A 15,259-nucleotide genomic window follows, 5' to 3' on the forward strand; every position below is an offset into this window, starting at 1 on the left:
GCTGACTAAACTTAATTAGAATAGAGTGCTATATTATTGCAAGCAACAATTGTTGTAGATAAATACAGGGAGCGATATGGATACTGAGTTACTGAACAGATACCGTAATGCGGTTACACATTTGCTAAATGAGCCAGGTGATGCTGGGTTGATGAAGCCTTTTATCAACGATTTAAAAAATTACTTAGGGAATATTACGTCTATATCAACTGATTTAGATATGAATGACTGGAATGATGAAAATACATCCCAAGGCGTTGCAATTTCTCCCGTACAAGCCGCTAAATGCACTGAAGAGACTCTTCGTACGCAAATCTTTATGCAAGGTGTTAAATTCGCTATTGAAGTACGTTTAAAAGCAACGACTGATGATATTCATATTCTTTATGCCGGTACAGGCCCTTATGGTACGTTACTTATTCCTTATTTAAGTGTTGCCACAAACCCGCGCATAAAAGTCACTCTCATTGACATTCATCCAGAAAACATCAGTGCAATTAAAAAGCTAGTAAAGCACTTTTCAATCACCCAAAACATTGTTGCAATCACGTGTGATGACGCAACGCGTTGGCAAGCACCAGACTCCCAGCAATTTGACATTATTATTTCTGAAACCATGACGGCTCTTTTAAAGCGAGAACCCCAAGTTTTTATTTTTGCTCATTTATGTCAATACCTGAGTGAATCTGGCACCTTGATCCCACAAAAAATTTCTTTAAAGGCATGGCTAACACCTTTTAACTCTTTAATGCAGACAGAAGATAAACCGAGCACTGACATACTCCTAAAAGAGTTTTATTGCTTAAATATCGACGAAGCTAAGCGTTTAAATACGGGAGATACATCCGCCTTTAAAGGCAGTATGCTGATCCCAAATGGCGTTGAAACTAATTACAGACTAAAACTAACAACCGATATTCAAGTATACAAACACCTTAAATTGACCGAAAACCAATGTAGTTTGAATATACCACTGACTTTTTTACCTCATGATGCGCAGCTTCGTGGCGGTGAAGCTATTCATTATGAATATATAATGCCCAAATGCGCAGACTTTATATTTAAATTCCCCATAAAAAATACAATTAAAACAGAGACTAAATTAGCTAAATTTACAGATCTTAATAATTTAGGTTTACCAGGCGTAAAGCGTATGTTTGAGCGTGCACAGGCAGCTAAATGCGGTCACTCCTTCAGCATAGCCGACGATGAATGGGCATTATGGACCAAGCTATTAGATTCATTAGCACTACCATACCATGAAACGACAGCTGCACTTTATCAAAGCCAACGTATTGAAGAATTCGAACATTGGTTAAACATTAATAGTAATCTAACACCATCATGATGATTAACTCTAAACACAACACAGATAAACAGTTAACAGACGTTAATAAAATTTTAGCCTTTCTTACTAATATTGGCATAAAGCACCGATATGAAACACTAGATGAAAAAACTTTTTTGCCTGGCCTTAAAGTAAATAATGGTACTTTATTACTTGATTTTGAAAAGGGATTTTATCCTGGTGACATTCTCCATGAAGCAGGTCATATTGCGGTTACCTCTGAAACAACAAGAACCTGTTTAACTGGGGATATGAAACACCATGATCATCAAGCGGCCGAGGAAATGACTGCAATTGCATGGTCATGGGCTGCAGCCTGCTATTTGGATATTGCACCCGATGTTTTATTTCATGAAGAGGGTTATAAGGGTGCATCGGCGAGTCTTATAGAAGCCTTTAGCACTAACACAGGGTTTGGTTATCCCCTTTTATATTCATGGTTTATGTGTGAACAGCCGAATCACCCTAACGGTTATCCAAACATGTTAAAGTGGCTAAGAGATGACGCCTATACCCAAGCTCAACTAAAAAAATTACGATTATAACTATAAGGAATATACGTGCTTGATAAAAACCTCACTCCAGAGCAACTTACAATAGTATGTGCTGATCTAGCCCATCTAAGATTAATAGCCGATTTAAAACTGGCACCTACAATCCCTTACTTTGCCGAAAAACCTTATCCTATTGGCCGTTGCAGAGAGATAAGAGATGAAGTATTCACATTATTACAAACGCAAATACCAACAACAAATAAACCTGGGCTTAGCTTGTTAAAAGAGCTTATTGCACAAGGCTCCCCATTGCAAAAAGCGTGGGGCTCTTTACGGGATGAGTATTTTCAAAACGCATTTATTTTGGGCCCTTGGTATATTGATGTTTCTAACGACACCGTAAATGCCAACAAACCCAGAATAGAAATTTTGCCTTTAGCAACATCAAACTTTACGCCCATCAAAGATTTTACTCAGTTTATAAAAATAGCACGGTCCTATTGGAAAGTAGATATTTATAGGAATGATGTTTGCCCCGCACTTGCTCCCTACATGCCACTACTATGTGTAGGCACTAATGGGGCTAGCTGGCTTGGGGCTGCGAACGACGACATGCTAAATATTGCAATTAATAGCAACTTTAAAGAATCAAGGCTTATTTTGAACTCTTTACCACGTGCTCCCGTACATATTGTGCAGCGCTGGCAAAAAGTATTAGCTGGTTTTAGTAATGATCATTTGTTAGTACACGAAGGTGATCCCATCAAATATTGTGATGTTTATGCTAAAAGCTCATCTAAACCCGATCTAGTAAAGCGAGATGCAGCCGTTATAGCCTATTCATCTTTACCTAAATCAGTGTAATAAAAAGTTTAAAAGCGCAAGCTGCTTAATGAATCACTAGGGCTTGTTGACCTTTCGTGATTGATTTTGCAGCAGTATGTTTGGTCTTTAGGCAAGGCAGCGCCTATGGTGTGTGGTTGTTCCCCATAAATAGGCGATAACGCAGTATAAATGACAAACATGCGCTGCCCAAAGGGTTCTTCCTAGGGGCGATTGACTCTTTGTTGCTCGATTTTTACTTAGCCCGCTAGGTTACAAACCTCGCGCCGCGATTAAATCGCCCCTAGGTTGAACAAATTTCAACCCACAAAGGTCAACACGCCCTAGCAGACATTTTTATTAACCAAGTATACTTAAACATCATACATCGCGAACAACAGCACGCATTTTTAAAATTTAACTTCTAGAGGTTGTTATTGCTAATAAATTTGCTTTATTAATCTCTTTTTCATGACTAAACGATAAAAAAGCTGCTATTGTTAATTTATCTTAAAATGACTTCAAGGACTGGATCATGAATCAACACACAGCACATGAGTACCTAAAAAATAAACCTCTGGTCATGGTTACCCAACCTTTCGGCCAAGAAGTTGATGTATATAAAGTGAACCATAAAATGTTTGCAACACTATCCGTCGGAAACGAAGGGCAAACAGATGAAAATGGCAATTTAATCTGGTGGATGAATTTAAAATGCGATCCAGACGAAGCCCAAGCACTGCGTGATATTTTTCCGTCTGTCATACCGGGTTATCACATGAATAAACGGTTATGGAATACTGTTATTCTTGATGGCTCAATCCCTAATGGGGAAATTGAACGCATGATAGATAATTCTTTTAATTTAGTGGTCGCAAACATGCCTGAAAAAGACCGTAAAGCAATTGAAATACATCTATAAAAAATTGATATAAACTGCACTGTTCAATTTATTTGCTCAGTGCAGAGTAATCTATAATGATTGACACTAAACATTCCCTCTAACACACGCTAAAACACTATTTCGAGTTAATACCGGCCAAAAGTAAATACTTTCTTGCGTGACCAAGTACCTGCAGCGTGTTGACCTTTCGTGATTGATTTTGCAGCAGACTGTTTGGTATTTAGGCAAGGCAGAGCCTATGTCGTGTGGTTGTTCCCCATAAATAGGCGATAACGCAGTATAAATGCCAAACATGCGCTGCCCAAAGGGTTCTTCCTAGGGGCGATTGACTCTTTGTTGCTCGGTTTTGACTTAGCCCGCTAGGTTACAAACCTCGCGCCGCGATTAAATCGCCCCTAGATTGAACAAATTTCAATCCACAAAGGTCAACACGCCCTAATAAATCACCTGCGTTCACCATTAAATGACTTACGAAAGTATACCGTAAACATGACTGCCCTTTTGGTAAATTAATATCAGTTTTATTCACCGCTATTTCAAATATTTTGTGCCTATTTATTCGCTTTTAATAATTAAACCTTTAGTTGCCAGTAACTGCTTATTGGCTCCCATACGTATAAGCAATCCGCTATTTTTTAAATTTTAACTCGTATTTCAATGGTCCTTAAAGGTTTACCACACCTTTTAGCTAACTGAGCATTCGTAACATCGCAATCTTGCTCACTAATATACACGACAAAGGTCAATATTTTATTAGAGAGTGTAAAAGGCGGTGTATATTTGGGCATTATTTGTATTCATTGCTTAGGTGTTAAATTGCAGTGTGATAGTTAAAGTACCACTTTAAAACTTTATTTTTACAGCAAGCCCGCTATTTAATTTAAGTCAAATCCATAAAAAAAACCGTTAATTTGATTGCTCAAATTAGCGGGTTTTTTAGGGTTTTTAAATCAACGAATTTAAAAACCTATATTAGTGGAGCTGCCCCGTCCGCAAAGCCTCGATTATTATAGGCCGTCAATAAAAACAATGGCTTACTTTAAAATCAGAAACTTAGTTTCTTATGCTATTTTTTAAGGTCTTGTGTAATTTTTTGAATTTGGACATTATGTGGACACATAAAAAACAAGGAAAGTTATGAGTTTCAACTTATTCAAAAAACACCTTAAGTACACAATTTGCATTATGGCAACAATAGTAGCGCTTATGAAGTTTTTCTATTTCATAGATGACTACAGTGATTCATTTAAGAGCAATATTGTTCCTGAAATAGTAGGGATCGCAATTGTAACGGGTATTTTAATCCGAATTCACTTTGTACCTATTTATATAATTCCTAAACTGATTTAGAATCGCCACTCTAATCTGTTTTAAGGAATTTCATGAAAAACCTGATTGTTATATTTTCATTACTTGCTCTGTTATGTACTGCAAGTTTTGATGCTGAAGCACGTAAAAAGTTCGGTAGTAAAAAGCGCGGAAAAACCCCTGAAACCCAACAAACTGCACAAAAACAACAAACCGACACCAATACTGTCGCTCCAGCAGCTAAGCCAAAATCAAGCAAAAAAGGCATGATGGCGGGCATCTTTGGTGGTTTGTTAGCCGGAGGCTTAATCGCCTCAATGATGGGTGATGATTTCGAAGGTATGCAAATTTTAGAAATGATCGTAATGGCCGGTATTGCCTTTATCATCTTTAAACTTGTAATGGGCATGATCCGCCGTAAAAATGCCCCAGCGATGGCGCATGCGCAAGGTACATTTAACGCGCCACAAATGAAACAAGCCGCACCAGAGCAAGCGACTGCTACAGGTTTTAGTCAAACGAATAACGTGCCTTTTAACCTGCCACCTAATTTTGATACCAATGGCTTTTTACAAGGCGCTCGTACTCATTACCACACTTTACAAACAGCGTGGAATGAAGCTGATTACAGCACGATGGCTGAGTATTTAAGCCCTGAGCTAGTGGCGGAGTTTAAAGCTGAACGAGAAACAATCCAAAGCGTAGCGACTGAAGTCATGTTTATTGATGCCGAGCTTGTTCGTGCTGATACAAACGCACAAAAATGGCAACTGAGTGTTCGCTTTAAAGGTAAATATCGTGATTTAGGTGATAATAAAGAAGAGCCTATTTTAGAGATTTGGCACTTAGAGCGCGGCACTGATAATGACGCACCTTGGTTAATAGTTGGCGTAGAAGATTTAATTGATTCATAAAATCTAATCACTAAAAACAAAAAACCGCACAACATAATGTTAGTGCGGTTTTTTATTATTTAAATAAACGCTATTTATATAAACGATGTAATGTAAATATAATTACTTACAAACGTCTGCAACAGCATTTGCAAAGTACTCAATGTTTGTATCACTGATACCTGCCACGTTTACACGACTTGAACCAACAATATAGATTGAATATTCTTTTTGTAAACGATCGATTTGCGCTTTATTAATACCTAAGAACGAGAACATACCGTTTTGGCGATCAATAAAAGAGAAGTCTTGTGCAATCCCTTTCGTCGCTAGGTTATCTTTAATAAGCGTACGTAAACCATTAATACGGTTACGCATTTCATCAAGTTCGCCATGCCACATTTGTGTAAGCTCTGTGCTACTTAAAATAGTATTTACAATGTCAGCACCGTGCGCTGGTGGCATTGAATAAATACCACGCACCACACTTAACAGTACTGAATTTGAAATATCAGCCGTTGCAGCATCTTTAGCGATAATAGAACATGCGCCAATACGTTCACGGTATAAACCAAAGTTTTTAGAACATGAAGAACAAATAATTAGCTCATCAACCGCATTCGCTAAAATACGTAAGCCGTTTGCATCTTCTTCAAGGCTTGAACCAAACCCTTGGTACGCAATATCTACAAGTGGTGTAAAACCAACATCTTTAGCAAGCTGCGCTACAGTGTTCCACTGTGTTTCGTTTAAATCCATACCACTTGGGTTGTGGCAGCATGCGTGCAATAAAACAACATCACCTTTAGGCACTTGCGTAAGGGTCTCTATCATTTCATCAAATAATAAATCTTTATTTTCGTAATCGTAGTACGGGTATTCTTTAACTGTCAGACCAGCGGCTTCAAACAAGCTGATATGATTAGCCCAAGTAGGATTAGTAACCCATACTGTTGCCCCTGGATTACAACGAACAATAAACTCAGCAGCAACACGCAGTGCACCTGTACCGCCGGGCGCTTGTGCTGTACGAACACGGTTAGCTAATAACGCTTGGTGCTCACCTAATAATAGGTTTTCCATTTGCTGACAGTAATCTAAATTACCTGCCAAACCAATGTATGATTTACTGGTTTCATTTTCTAGACGAAAGGCTTCGGCTTTTTTTACTGATTTTAATACTGGCGTATTACCTTGCTCATCTTTATAAACACCCACCCCTAAGTCAATCTTATTTGGGTTAGTATCTTGCTTATAGGCCGCCATAAGGCCAAGAATAGGATCTGTTGGTAATGGTTTTAATACTGAGAACATTGACTATCTCTTTCATTATTTAGGGGTTAGCTGTTGCACTTAGCTTAACATAAAAGGTCACTAGATTGACTAGTGTTATTTACACTAAAAAGTGAGGAATTTTAATACAGCAAGCAATTAATAGCGCTAATGTTTGTTGATTAAAAAATTCGTTATTGAAGGCCTCACCGTCAACAATACCCACACAACGATTTTTACTGTCAAAAAGCGGTAAACACGCTTCTGATTTAACTTTAGGATCACAAGTATAATACTCTCCACCCGCAGCCAAATATTGCTCAACATTGTTTATTACACGGCCTTTACTGCTCAGTGCAACCTGTACATTATTACTACCCGCTGCAAATGCTTCAGTAAGTGGAAAAAGAGGCCTGCTTGGTGCGCCAAAATAAGCCAATTTCAGAAGCTGGGCGCCCTCTTGCGTTTGCGTATTTTGATAGATACCGTACCAATCAACATTCGTTTGACTTACAACATAATCAACGATGAGTTGTAATGTTGCCAACTTATTAGTGGTGTGCTGATCTTGGCTTACATAATCAGTTAACTTAAATGGCTCATCTTGTAAGTAACCAAATAAACTGCACGTCCCACCTTCGCCTAATTCTGGTATTTGATATTGCCAACGTACAGAGGGCAACTGTACCTGATGCCCAGCCAAATGCTTTTCAAGCTTGATAAGTTCCGCAGAGACTAATTGAGGTGACACATCTAATTGTGCCAGCGATAAATAAGAAGAAGCCATTTAGCCGTCCAAACATCTAAAAAACAAATCATAGCATGACAAATGACGTTCGACTAGGCTTGTAGCGATGTTAATCTATAACACATTTCTATTTGATTCCCAGATGCGTTATATGACACCTGTTCGGCTATTTCTTCAAGTAGTGATAACCCACGACCATGTTCACGCGTTAAACTATGTCCGTTGTTATTATCGGCGCTAAAACCATTACCTGAGTCACATATAGTAAAATAAACACACAAGGTTTCCGGACAATAACGCATATCAACAATGATCATCGCACCTGTTAATTTTTCTAGAGCGACTTCTCTTTGTTGGTAATACTCCATAAAGCCATCTTCTTGATTTTTAATATCGGAATCTAATCCCAAAACACCATGATCGAGCGCATTGTTATAAGCCTCAGATAATAATAAAAAGATGTTTGACCGGTGCGCTTTCAACCCACCTACTCGGGTAATTACATCGACTATCTCTAGTACCGGATCGGTTTGCTTTATTTGCGTTGAGTTTAAACTTAATGAAAAGTTAAAAGGTAGTGGAGAGTAGCTTTCTATTTCTTTTTTTGGTGCAGGCACAGCTAAACAGTTAAACAAAACTAAACTTAAATCATCTTGCTGTTTAGTGCCATGTGCAAAGTTTGTCACATGTTTAATCACCTCATTACTTGAGATTTGCGCTTTACTTGCTAATACCTCTATAAAGCGCTGCTCACCAAAATAGTCGTCGTATTCATTGGTGGTTTCAATAATCCCATCCGTCGATAAAACCAGCCGCATGCTGGGGTCAACTTCAAAATGAATCAACTCGCGTTCAAACTCATCGGTTTCTAATATACCTAAAGCCATATGTTGCGATTCTAATGTTTTTAAAACATCTCCTTGTTGGTTAATTAAATACGCATCAGGTAAGCCACCTAACCAAGCCGAAATGCTTTTTCCTGAGCTACTTAACTCAATAATATTTGCAGCACAAAACATATGACCAGGTAATAGTTTAGCTAAAACTGTGTTTACTTCATTGGCAATATCGCTTACTGCCATGCCTTTACCGACCATGGTATAAAATACTCTAGAAGCAGGTAAGGCACCCACGGCAGCCGCTAAACCATGACCAGTAAAATCTCCCAACATACAATATAAACTACCAATAGGGCTTTGTGCCACTAAACACATATCACCATTAAACATTGATGCAGGCGAAAGGTGAAAATCTATATTTTCAGTAAATGCATATTGATTTTCGAGCGCATTATTAAATATATGCTCAACTATTTCATGCTCTCGTTCAGTTTGATTATAGTGATATTCTAATAACTTATTTTGCTCGTGGGCCTTCAAGCTCAGTTGCCGAGTACGGCTATGTGCTTTGATTTTTGCACTTAAAATAGCCTTATCAAAAGGCTTATTAATAAAATCATCCCCTCCCACCGCTAAGCAACGTTCAAAACTACCTTTTTCTTCTAATGCCGTAATAAAAATAATAGGTAAATAAACATCACTACTTAATTTTTTTATCCTTGCTGCTGTTTCATAACCGTCCATTATTGGCATTAAAACATCCAACAAAACAATGTCTATTGCTTCTTTTTCTAATAGCGCTAATGCTTCTACACCGTTACCTGCTAATAAAATATTGTAACCTTGCTGCTCCAGCATAACTTTTAATAGTGTGCAATTTATGGGTTGATCATCAACAACAAGAACGCGCATCATCAGTCGATATCAAATTTTTTATCAAAACGAGATATTTGCAGAATTTTTTTCAATTGCGGTTGGCAATTACTAATATGAATCGCGTTAACAGATGTCCCCAATGTTTTTTTCATGTTAAGTAACATACCCAACGCCGAGCTATCCATATAGTCGGTTTCGCGTAGGTCTACAACCACCCTCACTGTAGTATCATTTATACCAGCGTAGGCTTGGCGAAACGATTGAACCAAATTAAAATCAAACTTCCCTTTAATTTGAATCGTTAGTGTAGTGCCATCCGCTGAGGCACTCTTACTTAAACTCATACTCAACTCCTGATCAGATTATCCGTTCTTATTGCTTTAAATATAACTGCTTAAAAATAATTAGCCAAAAATAAAAGCACCTAAGCGCAAATTTGTTATTAGATTTGATATTATAGACGTTATTGTTATTTAACTTTTTTCACCGCAGGCTAAGCATGAGTGATAGTAATCTCGTTTATTCAACCGAAACCGGGCGCATCAGCCAACCAAAACCAACTAAAGAAATTGAGAGCAAAACCTTTAAAGATGGCGCCCTGCGCATCGAACGCCAAACAAAAGGCCGTAAGGGCAAAGGCGTTATGTTGGTCACCGGCATTGATAGCGAACAACACGACTTAAAAAAACTCGCTAAAACCATTAAAAGCAAAATGGGCCAAGGCGGCGCAGTAAAAGACGGCATCATAGAAGTACAAGGCGACGACCGCGACAAACTTAAAGCCATCCTAGAGGCACTTAAATTTAAAGTAAAAATTGCCGGGGGATGAGCCGCTGGGTTTATAAATGCGCTGCTGATATACAAAAATACGCAGCGATTCCCCCTGTTACCCAACGCAGTGGCAAGAAAGAATGAATACATTGGCGATACTCGTGCACTAAATTTTTAAGGCAAACATTTGTGGAATGGGCAGGGTTATCTGTGCGTTATTCATTTTGAGCTAAAGCATATTATCGGCAGCAAGAAACCAAAGAAAAACCTCATAATACCATCATCAGATCATTGTCATTTAAGTGGATACGAATCCTATTTAGGTGCTGGAAAACACATACGCCCTACGATGAATCAACTTACTTAACTGCATTGAAAAGTAAGGGATCACCGCTGTTAAAATTTGCGGTGGAAAGTGAGCTTTACCGTTTGCTGTCCACCTCAGGGCGTGTTGTTAGATGCGTATTTTACACAAACCGTAAACTTTTGAGCTAATTTTACAAGCATGTAACTGACAATAGGAAACAGCGGTGTAAATAATATAAATATTAAGAAGAGTCCACCATCCATTAGACCTGCTTCAGTATTCCTTAATGGAGTTATATAAATAGCTATCAACACAAGCGCAAAAGTAAGTGGCCCTGTAAATAAGGTAATTACTAATTTAGATACAGTATTAAGTTGTTGCTCATATGACTTTGCATAATATTTACATACTAAAAAAGAAATATAGAAATGAACAAAAAGAAAAACACCTAAAACTAGATAACTCACCAAACCTCCCTATACGTATAACGAGGCTGTAGAATAACTCGTTTTTTAATTTATTTTTATTGATGCTTCAACCATAGCTGAGTTCCTATTTTGGTTCAATCGGTTACTTCGATTTTACATAAATATAAAAAAAGGATTTAGTGTTGTTTTAATGGGCGTTTTGGAAGGGATTGCAGGTGTGTGAGTGGTTTATTTGAGGTGATAAGAGTTTACCCTATTTGGGACTGTTGAACTTTGTAGTATGTATATTAACGCCAGTATTGGTAGCCAAAGCGAGAAATACAATGATAATACTTTATATCAAGCAAACTTACTTGACGCTTTCTTACCGTTGCCATACATCACTCTGTTTGCTTTTCACACTAATTTAAAGCAAGTAAAAAATATGGAAAATACAAAATTTAGGATGGATGTCATCTTTGTTATTTATTATATTTGCGATTGCCAAACATTTAGTTTCTCCTCACTAGAGTAGACACCGCTAATCCCAACAGCTAGTGAGTTGGAAAAAGGAATTAAAGCTAGACTATTTATACCACATCGAAAAGGAAGCTGCTCGTATGACTGCGACACAGCGCTCATTCTTATTTGCCCCGCGAGTTCGTCTAACCAACAATAAAAAGTCATTCTCACATTAGGCTTTGCGTTTGTATAAACATCCTTACTATCACGTAAAAAAGCAATGATTGATCCTTCGGTATTACCTAATGCGTTTATTGCAAAAGCCATCATATTCTCTTGAGCTTCAACATTAATTTCATTAGACACAATGACTCTCAAAGATCCAGCCAATTCCTCTAAATCTGAATGCATTTCAATTTAAACCTCTAGCACACATAACGAGGCTGTAGAATAACTCGTTTTTTAATTTATTTTTATTGATGCTTCAACCATAGCTGAGTTCCTATTTTGGTTCAATCGGTTACTTCAATTTTACATAAATTTAAAAAAGGATTTGGTGTTGTTTTAATGGGCGTTTTGGAAGGGATTGCAGGTGTGTGAGTGGTTTATTTGAGGTGATAAGAGTTTACCCTATTTGGGACTGTTGAACTTTGTAGTATGTATATTAACGCCAGTATTGGTAGCCAAAGCGAGAAATACAATGATAATACTTTATATCAAGCAAACTTATTTGACGTTTTCTTGCGATAGCCATATGATATTCTGTTTGTTTTTTGCACTAATTAAAAGTTAGTGCGAAATATAGAAAATACAAACTTTAGGATGGGTGTCATCTTTATTTCTTTTAAGCTCGCTCAATCAGCGGAGAAAAAGTGGTACCGTCTGCGGGGCTTTAAGTTGCTAGCGGATGTGATAACAGGCGTAAAATTTAAAGACGGAGAAAGAATAATACAAGATCAAGCAGAGCATCAAGGTGGCTTCATACACCAGATTTGACAATAACTCAGCGACTCGCCATAGCCTGTGGTATTACCAGTAAAGGCCCTTGTAGAAGCTCAAAAACAAAAGGAATTAACATTGCATTAGGCAATGATTACTTAGCGTCACAAGGTTTAGTGTCATTGAGAGATGTTTGGATCAATATTCATTACGGGAGATGAACCGCCCATTGCACCTCCTGTTAATAAAAAGCGCATGATTGGTGGTGTGGGGGCTGGAGGTTAGAGACCTCCGGCTACCCGATTATGCGTATTTTAACCTAAACTCTGTACAAGCTAACTGCTTATTATTTAATACAATAAAGTTAGGGACATTACCAATAGGCTCAAAGCCTTGTTTTAACAATACATGCTTTGAAGCTGGGTTGTTTTCTAATACTTTAGCTTCTAAGGAACGAATGCAAAATTTTCTTTTTGCAATATCAATTAGTGAAGCCAGACAAAAGCTTGCATAGCCTTGAGATAAAAAACGTTTTGAAACCCTATAACCGACAACAGCTTTATTAGTGCTAATATCTCTTAAATTGGCTCTTGCGACAATTTCATTATTTTTAATAAGTAAACCACAAAACGCTGTACCAGAATTTACCTTATTAAGTTCTGCATCAATGTGGTTTCCGACACCTTTAGCCGAATAAAAATCATGTCCTCGAGGCTCAATTAATGATTCAAACCATGATCTATTTTCTAGCTCGAAAGCTAATAATTTCTCCAAATGATCTTTAGATAACAGCTCAAGTTGCATTGAAACTCTCTATACGCATAACGAGGCTGTAGAATAACTCTAACAGCCAAATTCAATTAAAAAACGAGCTCCTGTAATTAACTCTAAGCGTTTTTAAAGCATTAGATAATGCATTTGGAACCCATAAAACAGGCTGTTTTTCTTAAAAAAGAGTAATTCTACAGCCACAACTTTTCAATAACGGGCGCAGGCGCGTGGGGTATAATGGCGAAGCCGCCCCGCGTGTATGCGTCCCAGCGAACGAAGTGAGTGAGTTAATTGAGTTGTTAGGCACTCAAGGCCCCCAATAATTAAAATAATATATAGTGCCTTTAGGTACTGTAATAGACATGTACATACCGCACTCAATATGCACATCGCCATGTGATATTTTTCCTTTTTGTGAGGAATTATGAGGCCAAGGCTTACTATTAACGAAACACTTATCAGTCCCTTGGTCTTCAATAACTAGATAAGTACTACCATCATCAGACGTTCTGTATCTTCCACGCAACTCATATGTAGCATCCGGATCTTTATTTAATAGCTGCGGCACAGCAATTATCAACAATGCTGCTACAGGAATTAATATTAAAAACCCTAAGATAAGTAAAAACTTCTTCAAAGTTTCTCCGAGTGCCTAACAATTTTATAGTGCGCGCGTCGCGCATATTTCTGCCGAAGTCACGCTCATGTATCTAATAAGTCTTTTTTAACAAATAACTTAACCCATTGCTAGCTATAATTATTTCTTGGTACTAAATATAATCAGAAAAAGAAAATACGCTCGAAGCTCTTTTTCTTGAATATGGGAGCAAAACAACTAGACTGTATATTTATGGCTATGTTGTATTTCAGTGTTGGTGAACTATATTTAATATACTGAAACCTAATAACGGTAGGTGCAACATGGCTTCCAAGCAGTTTCAAAATATACTACATCACATTACCAACTTAAATTACGCTCAACTTAAAAAGCTTCGCCACGAAGTTGAATCAAATATTGTCACTAACCAAGTAGGTCAAGCCATTGCCGACCATGAAGAATCAATATCTCATTGCCCCCATTGTGATTCACATAATCTAAATCGTTGGGGAATGACAAAGCAAGGAATTCAGCGCTTTAAGTGTAAATCATGCAACAAAACATTTAATGCACTTGCAGACTCACCACTTTACCGAATGAAAAAGGCTGAGAAGTGGATCGAATATACCAAATTGATGTGGGAAGGCGTATCCCTTAGAAAATCAGCTAAAGCTTTGAATATAACACTTAGAACGTCATTTCGTTGGAGACATATGTTTATTAAAGCCCCTGCCAGCTTTAATCCTTCAGTACTAACGGGTGTTATTGAAGCTGATGAAACATCTTTACCAGAATCTTTTAAAGGTAAGAGGGTTATTAACCGTAAGTCCCGTAAACGTGGTGGTGGAAAAATCGAAAAAGTTCCTATTCTCATTGCTCTTGATCGTAGTGGTGCTATATCTCACAAGGTTTTAGAGCGAAATACAAAAGAAAATATTCAAGCACAATTGAAGCCTTTATTATCATCAGGCTCAGTGCTTTGTACTGATGGAAACTTATCGTATAAAGGTATTGCTAAAGAACTCAATATTGACCATAAACGCTTAATTGGCTTGGATAACCAAAGAGTGGTAGAAGGTATTTACCATATCCAAACACTTAATAATTATATGATGCGCTGGAAGGCATGGTTAAGACGTTTTAATGGCATTGGTACAGACTACATTGAGAATTATTTAAGCTGGTTTAGGTTTATGGAAGATAACACTGAGTATTCAGATCAAACATGGATAAAAGAGGCATTATGATATGAATTTTTAATACCCACACTCAACTACAACATAGCCCTATACATACAGTGCAATTTGGAAGTTGAATATTATTTATGAAATCTCTTTTTCTAAGCATGATTAAAGATCATATGTATAGCAAGCGGTATGCTAAGAGCACTATTGAAGCTTATCTGTTTTGGATAGCTGCCTATATCCGTTTTAATAATATGCAACATTCAAGCTCCATGGAAGATACTGAAACCGAGCAACCTTAAAACTTACCGCTTAC

The 15,259-nt window shown here is 37.6% G+C and carries 16 protein-coding genes and 1 pseudogene; 10 read left to right on the forward strand and 7 right to left on the reverse strand.

The window, feature by feature from the left end; all coding sequences use genetic code 11:
- Window positions 1-76 precede the first annotated feature (76 nt).
- The 6 genes from A7967_RS10350 to A7967_RS10375 all read left to right on the forward strand — a co-directional run bounded on the left by A7967_RS10350 (window position 77) and on the right by A7967_RS10375 (window position 5,790).
- The gene (locus A7967_RS10350) at window positions 77-1,348 is read left to right on the forward strand and encodes an SAM-dependent methyltransferase (RefSeq protein ID WP_064435682.1); all 1,272 of its coding nucleotides are present in this window, start codon (window positions 77-79) and stop codon (window positions 1,346-1,348) included.
- Window positions 1,345-1,893, forward strand: a complete 549-nt coding sequence (locus A7967_RS10355; protein WP_054456084.1) for a hypothetical protein — start codon at window positions 1,345-1,347, stop codon at window positions 1,891-1,893. Before A7967_RS10350 ends, A7967_RS10355 begins: the two co-directional genes overlap by 4 nt.
- A 15-nt stretch (window positions 1,894-1,908) precedes the next feature.
- Window positions 1,909-2,706 (forward strand): hypothetical protein, encoded by a 798-nt coding sequence (locus tag A7967_RS10360; RefSeq protein ID WP_064435683.1) that lies wholly within the window; start codon window positions 1,909-1,911, stop codon window positions 2,704-2,706.
- 493 nt (window positions 2,707-3,199) lie between these two features.
- Window positions 3,200-3,586 carry an MmcQ/YjbR family DNA-binding protein gene (locus tag A7967_RS10365; protein ID WP_054205182.1) on the forward strand — a complete coding sequence of 129 codons (387 nt, stop codon included), beginning with the start codon at window positions 3,200-3,202 and terminating at the stop codon, window positions 3,584-3,586.
- A gap of 1,119 nt (window positions 3,587-4,705) precedes the next feature.
- Window positions 4,706-4,918: a hypothetical protein gene (locus A7967_RS10370; RefSeq protein WP_064435684.1), complete on the forward strand. Its 213-nt coding sequence runs from the start codon at window positions 4,706-4,708 to the stop codon at window positions 4,916-4,918.
- A 32-nt stretch (window positions 4,919-4,950) separates the two neighbouring features.
- A complete protein-coding gene (locus A7967_RS10375) occupies window positions 4,951-5,790 on the forward strand; it encodes a Tim44 domain-containing protein (protein WP_054205180.1) in 840 nt (279 codons plus the stop codon).
- A gap of 102 nt (window positions 5,791-5,892) precedes the next feature.
- On the opposite strand, the gene A7967_RS10380 is transcribed toward A7967_RS10375, so the two are convergent.
- The 4 genes from A7967_RS10380 to A7967_RS10395 form a co-directional block, all read right to left on the reverse strand.
- Window positions 5,893-7,083 carry an amino acid aminotransferase gene (locus A7967_RS10380; protein WP_054205179.1) on the reverse strand — a complete coding sequence of 397 codons (1,191 nt, stop codon included), beginning with the start codon at window positions 7,081-7,083 and terminating at the stop codon, window positions 5,893-5,895.
- 79 nt (window positions 7,084-7,162) lie between these two features.
- Window positions 7,163-7,828 carry a GAF domain-containing protein gene (locus tag A7967_RS10385; protein WP_064435685.1) on the reverse strand — a complete coding sequence of 222 codons (666 nt, stop codon included), beginning with the start codon at window positions 7,826-7,828 and terminating at the stop codon, window positions 7,163-7,165.
- 53 nt (window positions 7,829-7,881) lie between these two features.
- Window positions 7,882-9,543 (reverse strand): fused response regulator/phosphatase, encoded by a 1,662-nt coding sequence (locus A7967_RS10390; RefSeq protein ID WP_209438563.1) that lies wholly within the window; start codon window positions 9,541-9,543, stop codon window positions 7,882-7,884.
- Complete coding sequence (locus tag A7967_RS10395) at window positions 9,543-9,848, reverse strand: STAS domain-containing protein (RefSeq protein WP_054205177.1); 306 nt, start codon at window positions 9,846-9,848, stop codon at window positions 9,543-9,545. Before A7967_RS10395 ends, A7967_RS10390 begins: the two co-directional genes overlap by 1 nt.
- Before the next feature lie 155 nt (window positions 9,849-10,003).
- Between A7967_RS10395 and A7967_RS10400 the strand changes: the two genes are divergently transcribed.
- Both A7967_RS10400 and A7967_RS23705 read left to right on the forward strand, forming a co-directional pair.
- On the forward strand, window positions 10,004-10,333 hold the full coding sequence (locus A7967_RS10400) for an SUI1 family translation initiation factor (protein WP_054205176.1): 330 nt from the start codon (window positions 10,004-10,006) through the stop codon (window positions 10,331-10,333).
- Window positions 10,327-10,692: pseudogene (locus A7967_RS23705) on the forward strand (transposase); the annotation flags it as partial. The gene A7967_RS10400 and the pseudogene A7967_RS23705, both read left to right, overlap by 7 nt.
- 786 nt (window positions 10,693-11,478) lie before the next feature.
- Here the strand turns inward: A7967_RS23705 and A7967_RS10410 are convergent.
- The 3 genes from A7967_RS10410 to A7967_RS10420 all read right to left on the reverse strand — a co-directional run bounded on the left by A7967_RS10410 (window position 11,479) and on the right by A7967_RS10420 (window position 13,798).
- The gene (locus A7967_RS10410) at window positions 11,479-11,862 is read right to left on the reverse strand and encodes a hypothetical protein (protein ID WP_064435687.1); all 384 of its coding nucleotides are present in this window, start codon (window positions 11,860-11,862) and stop codon (window positions 11,479-11,481) included.
- Between the two features lie 831 nt (window positions 11,863-12,693).
- Window positions 12,694-13,194 (reverse strand): GNAT family N-acetyltransferase, encoded by a 501-nt coding sequence (locus A7967_RS10415; RefSeq protein WP_054205174.1) that lies wholly within the window; start codon window positions 13,192-13,194, stop codon window positions 12,694-12,696.
- A gap of 274 nt (window positions 13,195-13,468) precedes the next feature.
- Window positions 13,469-13,798 (reverse strand): hypothetical protein, encoded by a 330-nt coding sequence (locus A7967_RS10420; protein ID WP_054456076.1) that lies wholly within the window; start codon window positions 13,796-13,798, stop codon window positions 13,469-13,471.
- 284 nt (window positions 13,799-14,082) lie between these two features.
- Here A7967_RS10420 and A7967_RS10425 point away from each other — a divergent pair, with 284 nt between their 5' ends.
- Complete coding sequence (locus tag A7967_RS10425) at window positions 14,083-15,006, forward strand: IS1595 family transposase (protein WP_064435688.1); 924 nt, start codon at window positions 14,083-14,085, stop codon at window positions 15,004-15,006.
- Between the two features lie 98 nt (window positions 15,007-15,104).
- Complete coding sequence (locus A7967_RS22345) at window positions 15,105-15,245, forward strand: phage integrase N-terminal SAM-like domain-containing protein (protein ID WP_082355613.1); 141 nt, start codon at window positions 15,105-15,107, stop codon at window positions 15,243-15,245.
- Window positions 15,246-15,259: the final 14 nt, after the last annotated feature.

Source organism: Pseudoalteromonas neustonica (assembly GCF_001653135.1).
In the GTDB taxonomy this organism is placed as follows: Bacteria; Pseudomonadota; Gammaproteobacteria; order Enterobacterales; family Alteromonadaceae; genus Pseudoalteromonas; species Pseudoalteromonas neustonica.